This window comes from Pseudomonas savastanoi, from assembly GCF_020917325.1.
Lineage (GTDB): Bacteria > Pseudomonadota > Gammaproteobacteria > Pseudomonadales > Pseudomonadaceae > Aquipseudomonas > Aquipseudomonas amygdali.
This window is the reverse complement of the sequence record NZ_CP076652.1, coordinates 3,120,783-3,140,636: the sequence shown is the minus strand read 5'-3', so window position 1 is coordinate 3,140,636 and position 19,854 is coordinate 3,120,783. Positions and strand designations below refer to the sequence as shown.

The following is a 19,854-nucleotide window of genomic DNA, read 5'->3' as shown; positions in this document are numbered from 1 at the left end:
TTATAGAGAATCATACGCATACAATAAACAATCTCATTGATAAAGCACAGAACAAGCGTGCCAATTGTCTTGTTGACTGACGTATGCCTTGCTGGCGTGTTCTGGCGTTGCCGCTCAATACGCTTGCCGCACGTGGGCTGGCGCTGTCGCAGATTCTCATCCTGCGTGCTATACCGATAAGCTATCGTCGATTTGAACCGGTTGCGTAAAGTGTCCAGCGTCGCGATATCCCGCCCGTGCGTGATGCACAAACGTATCGTTTTGGTAAGCCATGAATATAAAAACCAACCTGAGACGTCGCATTGTGGTGGTGTTTGCGCTGATGAGCGCATTTGTGGCGGCCATGTTTGGCATCGGTATTTACATGACCGAGCACTTCGTTGAATCCAGGCTCATTACCATTGATCTTGAAAACGATCTGCACCGTCTCTTGAATGCGCAAAGTACCAATGAGTGGAGTCATCGGCCTGAGCGCGAGGAATTGTTCTACGTCGAAGAAGGCGCAGGAGATTTGGCTGTTCCGCAGGATCTGGAATATCTGCATCCGGGGTTTCAGGAAATCACCCGTCAGGGCAAGGAGTATTACGCGCTGGTGAGTACAGTCGCCGACCGTCGCTATGTGTTGTTGCGAGATCAAAGTGGTTTCGAAAAGCGCGAAAGGATGTTGCTGGCCATTGTATTTGTCGGTTTTGTGCTCAGCGTGCTGCTTGCCGTGTTGCTTGGGCGTGTGCTTGCCACACGCGTCATCGCTCCGGTCGCACGTTTGTCGCGTCAGGTTCGACACCGTGATCAACTGTTGTCTATCGCGCCGCCGTTGTCTCCAGACTATGCCGATGATGAAGTGGGTGAGCTGGCTGTTTCTTTTGACCATACGCTCGGGCAATTGCGAGCGGCACTGGGCCGAGAGAAGTTGTTTACCAGTGATGTCAGTCACGAGTTGCGTACCCCTTTGATGGTACTTGCCTCGTCCAGTGAGTTACTGCTTGAGAGCCCCTGCCTGGATGAGTTGGGGCGAGCGAAAGTCTTGCGTATCACACAGGCGACGTCCGACATGCGCCAGCTCGTTGAAACCTTTCTCATGCTGGCCAGGGACAATGGAGCCCATGCGCGCAACGGTCCCCGGGCAACCGTACATGAAGTGGCGTGCGAGCTGATTGAGGTATGGCGAAAGCCGATAGAAGAAAAGGGGCTGGAGTTGATTTTCAGTCCTGGCGCGAACGCAGGTGCGTCTTACAACGCGACCCTGTTGCATTCGGTAATGGGGAATCTGCTGCGTAATGCCTGGCATTACACCGATACGGGGTATATCAAGCTGTCGCTGTTCAAGACCGGGTTTTGTGTAGAGGACAGCGGCTCGGGCATTTCCGACAACACGCAGAATGCGTTGTCCCGACCCTTCGTACGGGGCGATGAACAACGTGGTGAAGGGCTGGGAGTAGGGCTGTCACTGGTTAATCGGATCTGTGCCTATCAGCGATGGCAGGTGACATCAAGCAACCTGCCTGGCGGTTGCAGCTTCCGTGTGGAACTGCAACCGCAGGATGCGGACAGCGAGCCCGTCAGATTCAGCTGAGTGGTTTATCCGTTCTGGTTTCAAGCGGTTGCGCCAACTGCCGCCAGCCATAAAAGGCGAGCGCGGTAAGCAGCGCACTGAGCCAGACAATCACACCAGCCCAGAATGTGTGGGACATGAAATGCCAGCCCTGAACAACTCGTGTGGTGCCGTAGATTGCACCCAGTACGGTCGATGCGTAGAGGATTGCCTTGGCATGGCGCCAGCAGTAACGGCGTGCAACGAAATACAGTGCCACCATGGTAAATCCCCCCGAAGCATGACCTCCTGGCCAGCAACGACCCGCACCTGCTTCATGGAACAGGCTGAAGTTTTCGAACCACTCCTTTTTCTCCATTGTGCCGCCATACAGAGTGGTTTCCACAGGGCAGTAAATGCTCGTGTGACTTTTGAAAAAGTGGATCATGCCGGTGATCACCGCGAAAGAGACCACGATAAACAGCAGGTCGCGACGGTGACGAGCAGTGAAGCGTAACAATGGGGCTACCCGAGCAGTTTCCAGCAAGCCAATCATTCGGTCATTGCGCCCAGGTTTCAGCAGTGGCCATATAAAAGACAGCAACAGCCCGATTACTGCGGCTTCTCCCGTCCAGTCGGGAATGATCCTGGGCCAGCGGTGGGTCAGATTTTCAAATAGGCGGTCATGCTCAAACGGAAATACCTGAAGCGGGTAGTAAAGCCAGTTGCTGATCGCTTCGTCGAGCGAAGTAAGATCAAAAACGACAAAGGTCAGCAACGCTATTGCAATCGGCACGCCGAAGTTCCAAGCATAGAATCTTGATTTTTCGCTTTGCACTCTTTTTTATTCCGTAGTCATTTGCGTGGCTTGAGAGTTCAGGTCGATGTGCCCAAGTCTTCTGCGAGGCAGAATATACGTAGCAGCCTGTTCAATTCCTAGCAGGACTTTCATGAAAACCGTTTCATTCAGCTTTGGCATTTTTTTCACATGTCATTGACCCGACGATGACGTGTCCTTGATCAAGCTGGCGGCCTTAAAGGACAGAGCCAGCGTGTTCGGTTGTCCATTGAACAGGCAGGCATGCGGGGCAACTTGATGAAAAGTTATGGTAAATCCGCGTTCAGGGCATCTTCGCTTCTGGCCGGCAGGGTAAATGTTGTTCTGATGGCGGCCGCCATTGTGATTTCTTTGCTCGTGTTGACGGGTTACACCTATTGGCCGCGTTCGCCAGTTCGGCTTGTTCAGGGCGAGAATCTGGCCATGTCCGGTTTGTATGCCAGCTGGAACAAAGGTGATGTGATGGTACTGGTTCGCCATGGCGAACGCTGCGACCGCTCCAGCAACGAGTGCCTTGGTGCAAACGACGGCATCACTCGCTACGGCAGTTCCGTTTCGACAGATGTCGGCCGGTCGTTCAGCGAACTCGGGCTTGCACACACCGATGTAATAACCAGCCCCTTGACCCGCACCGCTCAGACCGCACAAGCCATGTTTGGCCATCCGGTGGAGGCCCAGGAATGGTTGTACAACTGTGACGAGACGATGCTGAATGAGGTGGTGGCGCACAAGTCTCTGAATCGAAATCTGATTCTGGTGACGCACAGCGGTTGTATCGGTCAGTTGGAAAGCCTGCATGGGTATCCTCATGCAGCCACCAGCGAGTACGACAGTGCGCTTTTCATTTCGCTCGACAGCCAGGGTAAACCCTTTATCCGGGGGATTATAAACCCGGAGGACTGGGCGCAACTGGCGCAGCAGAGAAGCCGCTGAGTTGTCAGGTACGCAGGTGGATATTGTGTATGGCGTCGCAGGGTGGGTCGATCCGTTATAGGTGATGCTCACCGGAGAGCAGCCGATATGACCTTTGCAGAGGCAACCGTACCGCGACGCACAAGCCGTTTTCCCTGGCTTCATCTGTGAAGGCGAGGCTGATAGTGGCATCCGCGCGATCCACTATGACCTTCACGATGGACAATCCAAGACCCGAGCCGAATTGCTCGCTGCCCAAGCTTCTATGGAACGGGTCAAATACTCGCTCACGCTCTTCGGCCGGTATGCCGGGGCCCGTGTCCTTTATCAGAAGGCATGCCTTGTCCTGTTCGATTTCTACCGACAGATCGACTCTGCCGCCGTATGGGGTATAGCGGATCGCGTTATCGACCAGGTTTCTGACCAGCGTGTAAAGATCCAGCTCGTGCATGAACACGGATACGTCGTGATCGCCTTCGACGCCAATATCGATCTGTCTGTCTTCGGCCAGGGCGAGCAGGTCTTCCAGTACACGGCGGTAAATATGGTGTACCGAAACCGGCTGCTGAGGCGGGCTTGAATCGGACTGAGCCCTTGCCAGGGCGAGCATTTGATCGATCAGCTTTCGCCCGCGCTCGATTCCACGGCGCAAGGGTTGCAGGCGTTCGCGGGCGTTGGCAGACATCTCGGCGAGCGCCAGTCTTTCTGCCTGCAGGGAAAGAGCGGTAAGAGGCGAGCGCAACTCGTGCGCGGCATCGGCGACGAAGCGATTGTGCAGTTCTACAGACTGACGGACACGGTCCAGCAGCCGATTGATCGCCACGACAAATGGACGAACTTCTGTCGGCACGCGGCTTTCGTCTACCGGGTGCAGTGCCTGATCCGCACGCTGATCGATTTCACCCGACAACAGGGCGATAGGGCGGAACAGTTTGCTTACCAGATCGCCGACAACGATCAGCAGCACCGGGAAAAGAATGAGGAAAGGAAGCAGGCTGCGCTGGGCACTTTCTCTGGCGTCCCGATCACGAATGCCGGTTTCCTGCGCTACCGCGATACGCTCGCCTCGAGAGGTCGTCCTGACCAGTACGCGGAACGGCTCGCCGCCTACATCAAGGGTCGAGAAGCCGTCCGGGAGCGTCGTCGGTAATGCCAGAGGTATGCTGGCGTCATCATCTTGAATGGCCTTGGCACCGTCGGCCAGGTGCTGGATGATCACTCGTGACTCTTCGTCGTCACCTTCGATAGCCGCATTGTTAGAGTATTGCAGCGTCATCTGCTGGCGGTCGAACAGCACTGCAACCTGGTGCAATGTTTCATCCTGCATCTCATGAGCTTCGTTGAGTGCGGAAACGAATGCGAAAATCCCTGCAACGATTGCTACGACAAGAATGACCAGCGATAGCGACACCGATAGCCTCAGTTGCACTGATTCGCTCAAGCGTTTTTTGAAACCATCCATCCCACACCTCTGACGTTCTTGATGACATGGCTTCCAAGCTTGCGGCGCAGCGCATGTATCAGAAACTCTACTGCGTTGCTTTCCACTTCATTGCCCCAACCATAGATTCGGTCTTCCAGGTCTGCACGAGAGAGAATCGCTCCGGGTCTGATCAGTAACGCCTGAAGCAGTGCAAATTCGCGACCAGACAACTGTACGGCAGGGTTTTGCTCGGTGAAGGCCTCTTTTGAGCTGGGGTCCAGTGTGACCACGCCATTGCCGAGCAGAGGCATGCCGCTGCCTCCCTTGCGGCGCAGGACGGCACGTATACGCGCCAGCAATTCTGCCATGTCGAACGGTTTGAGCAGGTAGTCATCCGCACCACCGTCCAGCCCTCGCAGGCGATCATCGAGGCTGTCGCGGGCAGTGATGATCAACAAGGGGACAGCATTACTCTGAGCGCGAATACTGCCCAGTACTGCTTGGCCATCCTTGCCTGGCAGACCGAGGTCGAGCAGCACCAGGTCGTAGTGTTGAGCGTCGAGCGCAGTCAGGGCGAGAAGGCCGTCCTTGACCCAGTCAGCCGCATAACTTGCATCATCCAGGGCACCCTGAATGGCTTCGCCAATCATGGGATCATCTTCGACAAGCAATACCCGCACTGCTTTTCTCCAATAGCGAAAGCCCTCCGGAAGGAGGGCATGTGTCGAGGTAACACGGGTGAAAAATTACAAAAGGAAGAATTCAATCCTTGTGAGCCAGGGTTATTTTTTTCCCTGTAACGTATCGAAGGTTTTCAACAAATCGTCCATGCTGGTCTTGCATGTATTCTGCTCCGGATTGTTGGCCCGCAAGGCAGAAAGCGCACGGTCGATTGCCTTGTCCAGTAAATGCCAGTCGCTTGCTGCGCGTGGCTTGATACCTGCCTCCGCTGAGTCCCATGCCGACTCAAGGTCCTTGATTCTGGCTTTGGCACCTTGCAGATCGTTTTTTTCGACGAGCCCGGCAACTTCTATCGCTATTTGATGGAATGCCGACAAGTCGCCCAGTTTAGACGCCGCTGCCTGGCTGTCGTCTTTTTGTGACATGACCGCACCTGAGGCCGGCTTTGGCTGATCGGCAGGCTTTGAGCAGCCCGCAGCGACGCTGAGCAGAAAGATCGATGAAACGATAGCCACGTGACGAATTGCATTTCGAAAATAGCGCATGATTATTCCCGTATGTAAATGAAGAGGTTATTGGCTGACCGGCTTGTGATGACCGACGTTGAGCTGTGCAAGAGTCACCAGTATCAGGATGACGCAGAGGAAAATGGCGCTGGTCCAGGTTGCTCCCATCCCCAGGCCGCCATAGGTCTTGGCCTGCGTAAGCAGGTCGCCGAGAGAGGCACCAAACGGTCTGGTCAGGATGTAGGCGATCCAGAAGGTCAAGACCGCATTTGCGCCCACACGCCAGGCAACGATGGTGGCGGCAATCAGCGCAGCAAAGATCAGGGCACCCAGAGTGAAACCCAGGCCCAGTGCTTCGGTTGCCAGATCACCCGCAGCGGTCCCCAAAGCAAAGGTGCAAAGCACTGTTGCCCAATAAAACAGTTCGCGACGCGGGGTAATAATTTCGTGGATGGACAGGCTGCGCTCGACGCGATACCAGCCAGAAAAGCTGCTAGCCAGAAGCACCGAAAAAACTGTCGTACTGGTGTACAGGCTGACATCCAGCATGTCGGTAAGCACATCGGTTATCTGGGTACCGACGATACTGACCAGAACCACGCACAGCCAATAGGTCCAGGGTGTGTAGGCTCGCGCCCGGAGTTGGACAGACAGTGCAATCGCCAACAGCACGGTCATCCCCAGCGTTGTTACTCCGGCACCAAGACCTGCATCGACCGCCAGAAAGTCAGCAACCGTTTCGCCCACCGTAGTGGACAGGATCTTGATCACCCAGAACGCAAGGGTGACCTCGGGAACTTTGTTCAGCCAACCGGCTGTTGTCGGATTCATGTGAGACGCTTCTCCGTGGTAACGCTGCAATGTGCGCAAGGGAGAAGGTACGCAGTGAAACTTAGCAGTGACTGAGGGAGGCGCATCAAAGATGGTCGACGCGGATAAAGGGCAAACCGTGGCTTGCCCTCTGCAGGTGGCGATGTTGCGTTGCGGCTATGGCTTGGCGTTTTCAGGCTTCCAGCCGAGCAACTTGTGTTTGAACCCGTAACTTGCAACCTGGTAATAGGCGATGGCACGAGTGATCAATGGATCATCGCTGGTCGCCTTGCTTTCGACACTTTCTCCCAGCGCATTGTCGTGACGACGCAGACCTTGGCGAGGGCTGAGGATCGCAAGGTTGTCGCCGTCAAACAGGCCCAGGTGCTGGTAATTGCCGACTACCACGCGAGGCGGCAACGAGGTGTCCAGAAACAGGTTGCGGCCGAAGAACGTCGATTGATAGTCCAGGTTCAACAAACCCAGCAAGGTGGGCGCCAGGTCGATCTGACTGGCCAGACGGGATATTTCTGCCGGCTGGATCAGCTTGGGTGCGTAGATGAACAGCGGGATAGCATAGTTATCGATAGGCAGGTCTTCCTTTCCGGCGCTGCCCGCGGTGTGGTCAGCGACGAAGACGAATATTGTGTTGTCGAACCATGGTTTCTGGCGCGCGTCCGCCAGGAACTTGCCAATGGCGTAATCGGTATATTTCACTGCGCCATCACGGCCGTTACCCGACGGGATGTCGATACGTCCTTCGGGATACGTATAAGGGCGATGGTTGGACGTCGTCATGAGTTGCAGCAGGAACGGTTTTTTTGCCGCAAAATCGGCATCCGCCAGGTTCAGTGCCTGACGATAAAGGTCTTCGTCAGCCATGCCCCAGGCATTCTTGAAGTGAATGTCCTCTTCCTTGACGCTGCTCTGATCGACGACTCGATAACCGTTGCCGCTGAAAAAAGCATTCATGTTGTCGAAGTAACCACGCCCGCCATAAACGAAAACGCTGTCATAGCCCACATGGGCCAATTGCTGACCCAGGCTGGCAAAACCACTTTCGCGACCCACGCGCTTGACCACCGAGCGCCCTGGCGTGGGCGGAATGGAAAGGGTTATGGCCTCCAGACCACGGTCGGTGCGTGTACCTGTGGCGTAGAAGTTGTTGAAGTAAAGACCCTGCTTGCGTAGCGCATCGAGATTGGGCGTCAGGTTGCGTGTGTCTCCATTGCTGCCCAGGTATTTGGCACTGAGACTTTCGATGGTGACCAGTACGATGTTAGGTGTGCGTGGCGTTCCCGGGTTGTTGATCGACCGTCGAATATCCAGAGGGTCGTTGCCAGTGAACTGGCTGTCGGGCTCGGCAAGCTCCTGGCGCATTTGACCGGCGACCTGAGCATCGGGGAGGGTGGCGTAGAACTGTTGATAGTCCAGTTCATTGTTGCGGAACGCGGCAAAAAACTGATAAGGCCCGTTACTGGCGAGTTCCCGCTGATAGGCATTGCCGCCCATGCCGCGTGGTGTGTCCTGATCGACCCATTGCAGGCTGATACTCGCGAACAATAGCAATAATGCACTGGCGGCAAGACGACCACGATAGGACGGCAGAGGCGCTTTCACTGCTGCGGCTACTGCTCGACTGATCAGCAGACTAACGACGATAGCAACCAGCGCCAGAATGCCGAGCAGTTTACCCACAGGGTAGGATTCGAGAATGTTATTGAGTACTTCATCGGAATAGACCAGGTAGTCCACCGCGATAAAGTTGAACCTCACCCCGAACTCATCCCAGAACAGCCATTCGGCGACTGATACAAACAGCATGACGAATATACTTATCGTCATGACCCCTTGAAGGAACCAGCGGTGCCCGCGGGCACGCCACAACACGGGTGGGCAGAGGAAGACGTAAATACCCAGGGGGACGGCAGCGTAGCTCAGGAAGGCAAGGTCGTAGAGAAGTCCCGTTGCGAAGGTGGCGAAAAACTGTGTTCCTGCTTCATCCATATGAGTCGAAAATAAAAAAAGGCGTGTCAGAAAGAAAATGATCAGCCATGTACCAGTCGCCAGCAGCAAGAATCGGGCTGGGGCTGTTGAATAAATCCGCATTTGTCAATTCCTTGGACGGGAAAAATCTGAAATTTCAGGGTGAAATGTTGAGCATCAGCGTCTACTGCTGCGGCATGAAAGTTAGATGAGTTTTTCGCGTTGTCAAATTTCTGTAATCATAAACACACGCGGAAAGACAGTGCATCCTGCACGCTCTATTAATTAGTGTTAGCCAATTATTTATACACAAGGGTGAGTATTTGGTTGCGCAGGCGTGAAAAAAATGTTTAAGAGCTGTTCAACAATTATTCAACAACTCACTGTTTATAATTTGTCGTCCTGTTGCCTGTCGGTATCCTCTTTCTCGTCAAACCGGTATCTCCCTTGATGACTTCTCGTGTGCGTTCGCCGTTGCTGTTACTGCTGGGTGTCTTGCTGTTTTTTCTCGCACTGGGAAATCACCAGTTGCAAAATTCGACGGAGCCACGCGTGGCTGGCATTGCCATGGAAATGCACCTGAGTGGCAACTGGATTACGCCGAAACTGAACGACCAGCCTTTTCTGGAAAAGCCGCCGATGAGTGTGTGGCTGGATGCGGCGGCTATTCGGGTGTTCGGTCCTGCCCCATGGGCGGTAAGACTGGCTTCTGCCTGCGCGGGTCTGCTTAGCGTGTTGCTGCTTTACAGCATGCTGCGACGTTTCGGGCGGCCGGCATCCGTGGCCTGGGTGGCTGCTTTCATGCTGGCGACCCAGGCCAGCTTCTGGAGCAATTCGCGGCAAGTGGGCGAGGATGCCTTGCTGGCGTTGGGGGTAACCACCGCCTTGCTGGCATTCTTCCATGCCAGTAATCGCCTGCGTAGTGATGGGCTCTCTACAGGGCCCTGGTTGCTGTTCATGCTGGGTATCACACTGGCGACCCTGAGCAAGGGCGTGCTGGGGCTGGCAATGCCGGGCGTGGTTATTTTCGCCTGGCTTGTTTGCGAGTCAGTGCAGAACAAACGCATTGTTATTGCTCACTGGTTGCGCCCGGCAATGCTCACCCTTGTGGCCCTGATTCCGCTGCTCGTGTGGCTGTGTTTCCTGTACGGACAGGGTGGCATGCAGTCAGTGAAGGACGTGCTGTGGACCAACAGCGTTGGACGCTTCAGTGGTTCTTTCGAAGAGGCGGGTCATTACGAACCTGCCTATTACTACCTGACAAAACTGCCTGAGGCATTCTTGCCGTGGAATATCCTGGTTTATCTGGGGCTGTGGCATTTTCGAAAGCAGTTAATGGCCAATCGTTATCTGCTGTTCTTCGCCCTGTGGCTGGGCGCGCAGTTCCTGTTGTTGTCGCTGGCCTCCAGTAAACGCATGGTTTATCTGATGTCGCTGGCACCTGCGGCGGCAGTGATTGCTGCGGAATATGCTTTTGTTCTGGGTGAGCGATTGCAGGCTCGGTCGGGGCGCTCATTTTTTGCGGCGTCCATCATGAGAAATGGAAAGGCGCTCATGGCCGCAGGCGTTGTGCTGGTTGTAGCGAGCTATCTAAGTGCAGCCCTATGGCTCGCGCCACAAGCCGACAGGCAGTTGTCATTTCTGCCGCTGACCGACAAAGTCCATACCCTGCAGGTGCAGGGACGGCAGGTTGCCTTGTTCCAGCCCAGCGAACGGCTGGCGGGGGCCAGCGTGTTCTATAGTCAGAGCCTGCTGAAAACACTCACTGACAACGCTGAATTGACTGGTTTTCTTGCCAGCGCTGACGGCAATGTCGCTGTGATGGAAAGCATGCAGCCACCCGAACCACCCCTGCGGATTGTTGACAGCGTAAAGGTCGGGGATCGTATCTACTATTTCGTCAGTCAGGCACCGCTGGGAGTGGCTGTCAGTCACTGACAGCCACTCTGCACGGCGAGCGTCGCAGGTTTGTTATACGGCCTGACTGCTCGCCACTTGATCATGCGGTATCCACTGCTTCTGCGGGATCGGCAGATCGCACGATTCACCACGACCGATGGGGAAGTAGTGAAAGCCGCGTTTTGCCAGCCGTTCAGTGTCATACAGATTCCGGCCGTCGAAGATGATCGGCGCATTCAGCCGCTGCTGTATCAGATCGAAATCCGGGGCTTTGAACTGCTGCCATTCGGTGCAGATGATCAGTGCATCGGCATCGTTGAGCGCGGACTCAGGTGTTCCCATGAGAATCAGGTCCTTGCGATGACCATAGATACGCTGGGTTTCCTGCATGGCCTCGGGGTCGAATGCCCGCACACTGGCACCGGCTTCCCACAGAGCTTCCATGAGCACGCGGCTGGGAGCGTCGCGCATATCGTCGGTATTGGGTTTGAACGCCAGCCCCCATAAAGCAAACGTCTTGCCGCGCAAGTCGCCTTGGTAGAACGCATTGACCCGTTCGAACAGCTTGCCCTTCTGCCGCTCGTTAATTGCCTCGACCACAGACAGCAGGTCGTTGGAGCAATGCGCCTCTCTGGCGCTGTGAATCAGGGCGCGAATGTCCTTGCCGAAGCATGAGCCACCATAGCCGCAACCGGGGTAGATGAAGTCGTAACCAATGCGTGAGTCGGCACCGATGCCCAGCCTTACAGACTCGACGTCTGCGCCCAGATGTTCTGCCAGCTCGGCGATCTGGTTGATAAAGCTGATTTTGGTCGCCAGCATGCAGTTGGCGGCGTACTTGGTCAGTTCGGCGCTGCGCAGGTCCATGAACATGATCCGGTCATGATTGCGGTTGAACGGCGCATACAGCTCGCGCATGACTTTGCGTACCGCCTCATTTTCGCAGCCGATGACAATCCGGTCCGGGCGCCGGCAATCGTTGACCGCCGAGCCCTCCTTGAGAAACTCGGGGTTGGACACTATATCGAACTGCAGCAGCCGACCGGCCTGACGCAATGCCTTGTCGATATGGCTGCGCAAGGCGTCGCCACTACCGACCGGCACGGTGGACTTCTCGACGATGATCAGCGGCTCGCAGCGATGCCGGGCAATGGCTTCGCCCACCGCGAAAAACCCGCCGAGATCGGCCGAGCCATCTGCTCGGGAAGGCGTGCCGACCGCGATGAAAAGCACTTCGGCATGCTCCACCGCCAGTCGCTCGTCGGTGGTGAAGTGCAGACGCTCATGGTCCAGGTTGTCACGCACGAGATTGGCCAGTCCAGGCTCGTAAATGTGTACCTGACCCTGACGCAGTTGATCGATTTTGGCCTGGTCAATGTCCATACAGACAACATCATGGCCGACTTCGGCAAGTACGGTCGCTTGTACCAGACCTACATATCCGCTACCGAAAACGCTGATTCTCATGGGGAAGATCCTGAAGTGACGGGCTGGAGATGCGCCGCAGGTTGATGGTCAAGACACCTGCCACGATCAGCGTGACACCCACAGTTTTCGATACCGTGAATGTCTCATGGAGAAATGGCAGGGTTGCAGCCAGCGTATAAACCAGTGCATAGCTGATACTGAGGAGCGAATAGGCACGGCTGAGGGGCAAATCACGCAGCGCCAGCAGCCAGAAAAGCATGGAGAGTGCATAGGCTGTGATCGAGGCGCAGATGACGGCGACGGCACTGGACTGAACCTGCCCGATATCCTGCAGGTCGAGCCATTGCCCAGGAGAGGGCAGGCGGCTCATGCCCCAGCGCATGCCCAATTGCGCCGAACTGACCAGCACAACACTGGTCATGGCGTACATCGTTGCGCTACGGCGGGTCATGCCTGGCGTCCCAGCTGAAATACGCCGACAAGGATCAGCGCAATACCAAGCCAGTGCTGTGGGTCAACCGGCTCTTTGAAGACATAGCGTCCCGCCAGGGTGATCAGCACGAAGTTGAGGCCCAGCATGGGGTACGCGATGCCTACATCTATGAGTTGCAGCACCAACAGCCAGACCAGCAGACCCAGCCCGAGGCAGGCAATCGCCAGCCACAGCCATATCGAACGCAGTGCAGCCAATACGCCGGGAAATCTCCCGCGCCAGCCTTCCACAGCGTACTTTTGTGCGATTTGGCCCAGGCACGTCAGCAGGCATGCGGTCAGGAGCATCAGCCAGGTCATAACGCTGACTTCTCATAAATGAGGATGGCCAGGTTGCCTTCGTCGTAACGCTGGCCGTCCTTGGGAAGCATTTCAAGCTCTTCCAGCTCATCATCACTCTTGCCACGTATGATCACGCCGACCCTGCCTTCGCTTCGGGCTTTTGTAATCCAGGCGTCGATGTCCTGCAGACGGACTTGGCGGCCCTGTACATCCGGATAACCCAGGCCGTATTCAAGCTCGCCCCAAGTATTGAAAAGCGCGATGTCCGGTCGTTTCAGGCGCCACGACATGGCAGAAGCAGCGCCCAGATCATTGCTCAGCAAATGTGTACAGGCTGCCAGCTCCGTTTGATGCCTGGCGACAAACTGGTCGGGAGTCTTGTTGTACACCACGTCGTTTGGTAGTGCCGCAGGCAGCAATACGATCAGCAGCCAGCTTCCCACCGCTGGCAGAGCCCAGAAGGTCAAAGGGCGGATGCCTTGCAGGGCGTTGGTGAGCGTCCATCCGGTAAGTACGATGACCGCCAGCAACAAGTGCATCGGTTCGTTTTCGTACACGGGCTGTTTCAACTGCACGTAGATCAGCGCTGAAAGCCCGAGCAAGGTCAATGCTGCGTTAACTATTCCGTTAACACGCAACGCCGTGCCACGGCCTTGATTGAGACGTTCGACCAGAGCGTCAGCCATGAGCAATGCCAGCGGCAGCAGGCAAGGCAGTATGTAGGTCGGCAACTTGCCTTTGCTCAGGCTCAGAAATGCCAGCGGCAGGACCAGCCATAGCAGCAGAAAGGCGGTATCGGGCCTGCTTTTCTGTTGCCAGGCTTGCTTCAACGTCACGGGCAGCAACAGCGCCCAAGGCAAGCAGGCCGCGATCAGTAGAGGCAGGTAGAACCACCAGGGTTGGGCATGCTGCGCATTGTCCCCGGCAAATCGGCGAATGTGCTCGTGCCAGAAAAAGTAACGCCAGTAGTCGGGCTCTTGCTGGTGTACCGCCAGCGCCCACGGCAGACAGACCGCAATGGCAATCACCACTGCAAGCGTGCCGAACCTGAGCAGTTCAGTCAGGCGTCTTTGCCATAGCATGTAGGGCAGGGTGATGATGACCGGCAACGCCCAGGCCAGAAAGCCCTTGGTCATGAACCCTATGCCGCAGGCTACGCCGACCACCGTCCAGGCTAGCAGGCGGGCTCGGCCGATGCTGTGCACGGCGTACCAGAACGCTACCAGCGTCAAGTTGGTCCATAGGGTGAATTGCGGGTCGAGATTGCTGTAACCGGCCTGGCCGGCGACGAAACCGAAACTCATGAACAGCAGTGCGCTGGCGAAGCTTTTGCGCGGGTCGCGCCAGATCTTTCCCGCCAGCAGGTAGGCCAGCAAGACACTTAAACCGGTGCTTATCGCCGAAGCAATGCGCACGCCGAACAGGTTCTCGCCAAACACCGCCTGGCCCAGGGCAATCAGCCAGTAACCGGCAGCCGGTTTTTCAAAGTAACGCAAGCCCATGAAGTGCGGCGCGATCCAGTTGCCGCTGTGAAGCATTTCCTGGCTGATTTGGGCATAGCGGGTTTCATCGGGAATCCACAAACCATGGAAACCCAGCGGCAGCAGGTAGGCCAGTAAGAATGCCGCTAACAGGAGTGCGCCATCACGATATCTGGAGTGCATCACTGTTGCACCCCCAGCCAGCCTTCGCGACCGGGCAGGTGACCGCGAACAACTTGCCCGCAAGGCAGTTGCTCGATAGCTTCCGGCAGCAGCCGGCCCAGCGGTTTGAACTCGATTTCCCGGGCGTTGGCCTGCTGTAACAGCTGCCTGAAACCGTCTGCCATGACAATGCCCTCCACTTCAGCATGAATGGTATAAACGTTGAGCCGCCGCGCAGCGAAGCGGTTGAGAATGTAGTCGTTGAAGGCCCCCGGCTGGAGTTGCGGGCCGACGATCTCATCGAAGGTCGGCAAGTCCACTGGAATCTGTGGCGTGCCGGGGCTGCCATCAGCCAGTAACGGGCGAAACAGGGTGGCACCGCGACAGTCGCTGTTGTAGAGAAAGCCAAACGCCTGCTTGGCCTGCACGACGTGCTGGTCGGCACGCCAGCCCGCTGCTGCGGAGCAGATCACCGGGTTGCCTAAAATGTCGCTCAGGCAGTCGACCCCACGGTGTATCTGTGCGGTCAACTGGCGATCGTTCCAGCGTCCGGCATTGGCTTGCCAGCCATGGTGATCCCATGCATGCAGGCCGACCTCATGGCCTGCATCCAGAGCACGACGCATCAACGGGCCAAGGTCGCGTCCGATCGGCTTGCCCGGCCACGCCGTACCCGCCAGCAAAATCTCCCAGCCATACAGGCTCGCGGCTCTGGAGCGAAGCATCTTCCAGAAAAACGTCGGCCGTGCGAGACGCCACAGGTGACGTCCCATGTTGTCGGGGCCGACACTGAAAAAGAACGTCGCCTTGACCTGAGCTTCATCGAGTATGTCCAGCAATCTGGGCACGCCTTCACGGGTGCCCCTATATGTGTCGACATCGATTCTTAAGCCTGCCTGCATCAGCGCATATCCGCTTTTTCAGCCATGGCTTCGCGAAGGAAGAAGTCCAGGGTTTTGCCAATCGTTTCGCTCAGCTCGATACCTGGTGTCCAGCCAATCAACTGTCGGGCGTTGTCGATGCTCGGTTTGCGATGGCTGACATCCTGATAACCCTTGCCATAAAAGGACTGGCTTTCTACTTCGCGAAAGCCTGCGAATGGCGGGAAGTTGTCGCGCAACGGGTGCGCTTCGAACTGGCGCAGCAGCTCTTCACCCAATTGGCGAATGCTGGCCTCATTGTCGGGGTTGCCGATGTTGATGATCTGACCATTACAGCGCCCATCGCGATTTTCGATAATCCGCGCCAGCGCCTCGATGCCGTCGACGACATCGGTGAAACAGCGCTTCTGGGCTCCGCCATCCACCAGCCGAATCGGCGTGCCTTCCACCAGGTGCAAAATCAGTTGGGTGATGGCCCGCGAACTGCCGATACGCGCCGAGTCCAGTCGGTCCAGGCGAGGGCCCATCCAGTTGAACGGGCGAAACAGGGTGAATTGCAGGCCTTTCTGACCATAAGCCCAGATCACGCGGTCCAGCAGTTGCTTGGACACCGAGTAGATCCAGCGCTGCTTGTTGATCGGGCCAACGATAAGGTTCGATGTGTCTTCGTTGAAGCTCGCGTCCTGGCACATGCCATAGACTTCTGACGTTGACGGGAAAATCACCCGCTTGTTGTACTTCACGCAGTAACGGACGATCTTCAGGTTTTCTTCGAAATCCAGCTCGAACACCCGCAGTGGGTTGCGGGTGTATTCAATCGGTGTAGCGATGGCCACCAATGGCAGCACTACATCGCATTTCTTGATGTGATACTCGATCCACTCGGTGTGGATGCTGATGTCGCCTTCGATGAAGTGAAAGTTCGGCTTGGTTCGCAGGCGCTCGATAGCGTCTGAACCGATGTCCATGCCGTAGATTTCGTAACGATCGTCCTGCAGCAGACGCTCCGACAGATGATTGCCGATGAAACCGTTGACGCCGAGGATCAGCACGCGTGTACGGCGGGCCGGGCGGCGCTTTTCTGTATCGAGCAGTTGCGAGCCTTCCACCAGACCGAACTCGCGGGCCAGCTGTGCGCCACTGAGGTACAAGCCGGTGTCGCCGCGCTGTCCTGCGTTGATCACCAACGAACCCTCACCGCAGGCGATACGCAACGGGTCGTGGCTGATGACCGTGCCAGGTGCTTCGCCGTTATTGCCTGCCTCGGCACTGGCGGCCCAGACAATCAACTTGTTCTCGCCTACCGGGCAGAATGCGCCGGGGTAGGGCTGCGTGACTGCCCGTATCAGGTTGTACAGTTGCGTGGCCGGAAGCGACCAGTCGATCAAACCGTCGGCCGGGGTGCGGCGACCGAAACAGGTTGCAAGGGATTCGTCCTGCGGCGTGCCTGAAAGTTGCCCGAGGGCAAGCAGGGGTAGCGTTTCACTAAGCAGGTCAGCGGCGGCTTCACGCAGTTTGCCGTGGAGCGTCAAGGCTGTATCGGTGGAACTGATCGAGACGCGTTGCTGAGCAACTATCGGCCCTGCATCGGCGCGCTTGACCATCTGATGCAAGGTCACGCCGGTTTCGCTCTCACCGTTGACCAGCACCCAGTTTGCCGGCGCTCGTCCGCGGTAGCGTGGTAACAGCGAGCCATGCAGATTCAATGCGCCTTTGCTGGCACACGCCAGTAGAGGCTCACCGAGCAACTGGCGGTAATAGAAGGAAAAGATGAAGTCAGGGGCCAATTTGCCGATGCGCTCCACCCACAAAGGGTGATTAGGGTCCTCAGGAGCATGCACGGGAATGCCATGTCGCGCACACAACTGCGCCACGGAACCGAAGAACGTTTTTTCCCTGGGGTCGTCGGCGTGAGTGAAAACTGCAGCAATTTCATAACCTGCGCCCAACAGCGCTTGCAGGCCGACACAGCCAATATCGTGATAAGCGAAAACGACAGCTTTAGGGCTCATGGCGCAACCTTGTTCATATAGGGAGTTACAGAGGAATCAACGCTTTCGCTGGCAACTTCGGACGAGCTGCGCACGACTTTTTCGATGAAGAAGCGCGGACGCGCACGGACATCGCTGTACATTCGGCCCAGGTATTCACCCAGCAATCCCATGCCGATGAACTGCCCCCCGGTGAATACGAACAGCACCGCAAACAGCACGAACGTGCCATCACCGGCCCATGACGCACCGAAGATCAGGCGCAGAACGATCAGTACCGCAGCGAACAGCACGCCGAGCAGTGCCATGCTGAAGCCGATAATGCTGAGCAGGCGCAAGGGCGTAGTGGTCATGCAGGTGATCAGGTCAAACATGAGGTTGACCAGGCGCATGGGGCTGTATTTCGAGTCGCCATGTTCACGTTCGGCGTGATCGACCAATACCTCGGTCGTGTGCCGCGCGAAACTGTTGGCCAGAATCGGAATGAAAGTGCTGCGCTCGCGGCAGGCCAGCATTGCATCGACAATCGTGCGCCGGTACGCGCGCAGCATGCAGCCGTAATCGTTCATGGCCACGCCTGTGGAGCGCTGTACTGCCAGGTTGATGAGCTTGGATGGCCAACGTCGCCAGGCAGAGTCCTGACGATTGCTGCGCACTGTGCCGACAACGTCATATCCCTGCTCTGCAAGCGCCACCAGCCGGGGAATTTCCTCGGGAGGATTCTGCAGATCAGCGTCGAGGGTGATCACCACATCACCTTTGCACTGCTCGAAACCGGCCATGATCGCTGCGTGCTGACCGTAGTTACGATTCAGAATCACCGCAACGAAGGGGCTGCCAGGCTGATGTGCGGCCTGTTGAAGAATCTCTGCCGATTCATCACGACTGCCGTCATCCACCAGCACGATTTCGAAGCGGTGATTCAATTGTTTACAGGCCGCGTCAGTACGCCGTAGTAACTCGGGCAAGCTCTGGCGCTCGTTGTAGACAGGGATGACAATCGACACAAACTTGATTGGGTAGGGTCTCAATGGCTGGATTCCACGGTCGATTCAATGGCACTGACAACCCGCTCGACATCATCCAGCGTCATGTCAGGGAACAGGGGGATAGAGCAAAGCCTTGATGAGTTCCATTCGGTGTCTGGCAGGCAGACGTCAGGGAAACGCTTGCGGTAATAGCTGTGCAGGTGAGTCGCTATGAAGTGGATGCCGGTGCCGATGTTTTGAGCCTGCAAGGCCTTCATGAACGCGTCGCGATCCAGCCCGCAGCGCTCGGGGTCAATGCGCAGAATGAACAGATGCCAGGCGTGGTGCTGGGCGTAGCGGGGCAGGGCGAGAGGAAGGACCGGGCTCGCGGCCAGCCGTTCGAGATAGTGGCTGGCGAGCGCCTGACGCTTTGCATTGATTGCGTCAAGGCGTTGCAACTGCACCAGGGCAATACTCGCATTCAGGTCGGCCAGGTTGTATTTGAAGCCTGGCTCCATGACTTCTGCCTGTGGTTTGCGACCCAGCGTCAGTCGGTCGTAGGCGTCGACACCCAGACCATGGAATTTAAGTTGGCGCACCCGATCGGCCAGTTGCGCGTTGTCGGTGACGAACATTGCACCTTCGGCACAGGTCATGTTCTTGATCGCGTGAAATGAAAATATCGCGGTGCCCTGATTGCCGACCGGACGCCCCTTGTAAGCGGTTCCGGTCGCATGGGCAGCGTCTTCTATCACAGTAATGCCGTGCCGATTTGCCAGCGCATAAAGCGGATCAAGATCGAATGCGGCGCCAGCGTAATGCACCGGCACGATCGCTTTGGTTCGTGGCGTGATGGCTTGCTCTATCAGCGCTGCGCTGCTCATCAGAGTGCCACGGTCGACGTCGACAAAAACCGGAGTGGCCCCCAGCAGGCAAATCATGTTGGCCGTCGACACCCAGGTCTGCGAAGGCGTAATCACTTCATCGCCAGGCCCCACACCCAGTGCCAGTAGCGCAACATGCATCGCCCCGGTAGCAGACGACAACGCAACCGCATGTTGCGCGCCAACCCGCACCGCAAATTGCTCCTCAAGCTTCTGACATTCCGGTCCGGTCGTGATCCACCCGGAACGCAGCGCACGAGTCACCGCAGCAACTTCTTCATCGCCTATGGAAGGCCGTGAAAAAGCAAGAAAAGCCTGGCTCATAGATATTTTTCCAATTTACGTTTCATAGCCAATATAGCCAACACAGAAAAAAACGCATGACACGGGGGCATAAACATAGACGTGCATCAACGGCGAGCTGCCAAGACGGGAATACCGGTAGCGGCTGCAAGTGGCGCTATGTGTATGGGCACACTCGCTGCACACCAGAAACGGCCTGCTGACGAAAGCAAGTGTCGCGAAGATAGGGGCTCAAACATCAAAATATTGTCCAGACGCCGTTGGTTTTTTGTGGCGCATTGCAGCGCTTGTGAGCCATAGGGTAGGGCGGGTTATATGGGGATAACAATGTCGTCATGACAATATGTAGAATTATTAATGTGGTGTTCAGCTTTCATTTAGGTAATCGCAGACAGA

The 19,854-nt window shown here is 56.4% G+C and carries 17 protein-coding genes; 3 read left to right on the top strand and 14 right to left on the bottom strand.

What is annotated here, in order from left to right; genetic code table 11:
* The first annotated feature begins 271 nt into the window (after positions 1-271).
* Complete coding sequence (locus KP808_RS13075; protein WP_230016231.1) at positions 272-1,573, top strand: sensor histidine kinase; 1,302 nt, start codon at positions 272-274, stop codon at positions 1,571-1,573.
* On the opposite strand, the gene KP808_RS13070 is transcribed toward KP808_RS13075, so the two are convergent.
* Entirely contained in the window at positions 1,566-2,369 is an 804-nt protein-coding gene (locus tag KP808_RS13070; RefSeq protein WP_230016230.1) for a phosphatase PAP2 family protein, read from the bottom strand. The two genes, KP808_RS13075 and KP808_RS13070, sit on opposite strands and share 8 nt — an antisense overlap.
* Before the next feature lie 243 nt (positions 2,370-2,612).
* On the opposite strand from KP808_RS13070, the gene pmrG reads away from it, so the two are divergent.
* Entirely contained in the window at positions 2,613-3,302 is a 690-nt protein-coding gene (gene pmrG, locus KP808_RS13065; protein ID WP_326839565.1) for a lipopolysaccharide core heptose(II)-phosphate phosphatase PmrG, read from the top strand.
* A 55-nt stretch (positions 3,303-3,357) separates the two neighbouring features.
* On the opposite strand, the gene KP808_RS13060 is transcribed toward pmrG, so the two are convergent.
* From KP808_RS13060 to KP808_RS13040, 5 genes are all read right to left on the bottom strand, one after another.
* A complete protein-coding gene (locus tag KP808_RS13060; protein ID WP_230016228.1) occupies positions 3,358-4,743 on the bottom strand; it encodes an ATP-binding protein in 1,386 nt (461 codons plus the stop codon).
* A complete protein-coding gene (locus tag KP808_RS13055; protein ID WP_058402906.1) occupies positions 4,719-5,384 on the bottom strand; it encodes a response regulator in 666 nt (221 codons plus the stop codon). Before KP808_RS13055 ends, KP808_RS13060 begins: the two co-directional genes overlap by 25 nt.
* 102 nt (positions 5,385-5,486) lie before the next feature.
* Positions 5,487-5,930: a hypothetical protein gene (locus KP808_RS13050; protein WP_230016227.1), complete on the bottom strand. Its 444-nt coding sequence runs from the start codon at positions 5,928-5,930 to the stop codon at positions 5,487-5,489.
* Between the two features lie 27 nt (positions 5,931-5,957).
* Positions 5,958-6,722: a COG4705 family protein gene (locus tag KP808_RS13045; RefSeq protein ID WP_230016226.1), complete on the bottom strand. Its 765-nt coding sequence runs from the start codon at positions 6,720-6,722 to the stop codon at positions 5,958-5,960.
* Positions 6,723-6,878: 156 nt separating this feature from the next.
* Positions 6,879-8,810 carry an LTA synthase family protein gene (locus KP808_RS13040; protein ID WP_230016225.1) on the bottom strand — a complete coding sequence of 644 codons (1,932 nt, stop codon included), beginning with the start codon at positions 8,808-8,810 and terminating at the stop codon, positions 6,879-6,881.
* Positions 8,811-9,137: 327 nt separating this feature from the next.
* Here KP808_RS13040 and KP808_RS13035 point away from each other — a divergent pair, with 327 nt between their 5' ends.
* Positions 9,138-10,625, top strand: a complete 1,488-nt coding sequence (locus KP808_RS13035; RefSeq protein WP_058409524.1) for an ArnT family glycosyltransferase — start codon at positions 9,138-9,140, stop codon at positions 10,623-10,625.
* A 33-nt stretch (positions 10,626-10,658) separates the two neighbouring features.
* On the opposite strand, the gene KP808_RS13030 is transcribed toward KP808_RS13035, so the two are convergent.
* Genes KP808_RS13030 through arnB form a run of 8 tightly spaced genes read right to left on the bottom strand, consistent with a single transcriptional unit; the run spans position 10,659 to position 19,479 of the window.
* Positions 10,659-12,053 carry a UDP-glucose dehydrogenase family protein gene (locus KP808_RS13030; RefSeq protein WP_058402911.1) on the bottom strand — a complete coding sequence of 465 codons (1,395 nt, stop codon included), beginning with the start codon at positions 12,051-12,053 and terminating at the stop codon, positions 10,659-10,661.
* A complete protein-coding gene (gene arnF, locus KP808_RS13025; RefSeq protein ID WP_230018848.1) occupies positions 12,031-12,435 on the bottom strand; it encodes a 4-amino-4-deoxy-L-arabinose-phosphoundecaprenol flippase subunit ArnF in 405 nt (134 codons plus the stop codon). Before arnF ends, KP808_RS13030 begins: the two co-directional genes overlap by 23 nt.
* 26 nt (positions 12,436-12,461) lie before the next feature.
* Complete coding sequence (arnE, locus tag KP808_RS13020) at positions 12,462-12,806, bottom strand: 4-amino-4-deoxy-L-arabinose-phosphoundecaprenol flippase subunit ArnE (protein ID WP_230016224.1); 345 nt, start codon at positions 12,804-12,806, stop codon at positions 12,462-12,464.
* Positions 12,803-14,452, bottom strand: coding sequence for a lipid IV(A) 4-amino-4-deoxy-L-arabinosyltransferase (arnT, locus tag KP808_RS13015; RefSeq protein ID WP_230016223.1), 1,650 nt, complete (start codon positions 14,450-14,452; stop codon positions 12,803-12,805). The genes arnE and arnT overlap by 4 nt, the downstream gene beginning before the upstream one ends.
* A complete protein-coding gene (gene arnD, locus KP808_RS13010) occupies positions 14,452-15,333 on the bottom strand; it encodes a 4-deoxy-4-formamido-L-arabinose-phosphoundecaprenol deformylase (protein ID WP_230016222.1) in 882 nt (293 codons plus the stop codon). The genes arnT and arnD overlap by 1 nt, the downstream gene beginning before the upstream one ends.
* Positions 15,333-17,324, bottom strand: a complete 1,992-nt coding sequence (arnA, locus tag KP808_RS13005; protein ID WP_230016221.1) for a bifunctional UDP-4-amino-4-deoxy-L-arabinose formyltransferase/UDP-glucuronic acid oxidase ArnA — start codon at positions 17,322-17,324, stop codon at positions 15,333-15,335. Before arnA ends, arnD begins: the two co-directional genes overlap by 1 nt.
* Positions 17,321-18,334, bottom strand: a complete 1,014-nt coding sequence (gene arnC, locus KP808_RS13000; protein ID WP_058402916.1) for an undecaprenyl-phosphate 4-deoxy-4-formamido-L-arabinose transferase — start codon at positions 18,332-18,334, stop codon at positions 17,321-17,323. The genes arnA and arnC overlap by 4 nt, the downstream gene beginning before the upstream one ends.
* Positions 18,331-19,479 (bottom strand): UDP-4-amino-4-deoxy-L-arabinose aminotransferase, encoded by a 1,149-nt coding sequence (arnB, locus tag KP808_RS12995; RefSeq protein WP_058402917.1) that lies wholly within the window; start codon positions 19,477-19,479, stop codon positions 18,331-18,333. Before arnB ends, arnC begins: the two co-directional genes overlap by 4 nt.
* Positions 19,480-19,854 lie beyond the last annotated feature (375 nt).

What these genes read in the sequence shown, in the direction of transcription:
- arnD (WP_230016222.1), bottom strand. Translation starts at nt 15,333, where the DNA reads ATGCAGGCAGGCTTAAGAATCGATGTCGACACATATAGGGGCACCCGT.
- KP808_RS13035 (WP_058409524.1), top strand. Translation starts at nt 9,138, where the DNA reads ATGACTTCTCGTGTGCGTTCGCCGTTGCTGTTACTGCTGGGTGTCTTG.
- arnT (WP_230016223.1), bottom strand. Translation starts at nt 14,452, where the DNA reads ATGCACTCCAGATATCGTGATGGCGCACTCCTGTTAGCGGCATTCTTA.
- KP808_RS13040 (WP_230016225.1), bottom strand. Translation starts at nt 8,810, where the DNA reads ATGCGGATTTATTCAACAGCCCCAGCCCGATTCTTGCTGCTGGCGACT.
- arnB (WP_058402917.1), bottom strand. Translation starts at nt 19,479, where the DNA reads ATGAGCCAGGCTTTTCTTGCTTTTTCACGGCCTTCCATAGGCGATGAA.
- KP808_RS13045 (WP_230016226.1), bottom strand. Translation starts at nt 6,722, where the DNA reads ATGAATCCGACAACAGCCGGTTGGCTGAACAAAGTTCCCGAGGTCACC.
- KP808_RS13030 (WP_058402911.1), bottom strand. Translation starts at nt 12,053, where the DNA reads ATGAGAATCAGCGTTTTCGGTAGCGGATATGTAGGTCTGGTACAAGCG.
- arnA (WP_230016221.1), bottom strand. Translation starts at nt 17,324, where the DNA reads ATGAGCCCTAAAGCTGTCGTTTTCGCTTATCACGATATTGGCTGTGTC.
- KP808_RS13060 (WP_230016228.1), bottom strand. Translation starts at nt 4,743, where the DNA reads ATGGATGGTTTCAAAAAACGCTTGAGCGAATCAGTGCAACTGAGGCTA.
- KP808_RS13075 (WP_230016231.1), top strand. Translation starts at nt 272, where the DNA reads ATGAATATAAAAACCAACCTGAGACGTCGCATTGTGGTGGTGTTTGCG.
- pmrG (WP_326839565.1), top strand. Translation starts at nt 2,613, where the DNA reads ATGCGGGGCAACTTGATGAAAAGTTATGGTAAATCCGCGTTCAGGGCA.
- KP808_RS13050 (WP_230016227.1), bottom strand. Translation starts at nt 5,930, where the DNA reads ATGCGCTATTTTCGAAATGCAATTCGTCACGTGGCTATCGTTTCATCG.
- arnF (WP_230018848.1), bottom strand. Translation starts at nt 12,435, where the DNA reads ATGACCAGTGTTGTGCTGGTCAGTTCGGCGCAATTGGGCATGCGCTGG.
- arnE (WP_230016224.1), bottom strand. Translation starts at nt 12,806, where the DNA reads ATGACCTGGCTGATGCTCCTGACCGCATGCCTGCTGACGTGCCTGGGC.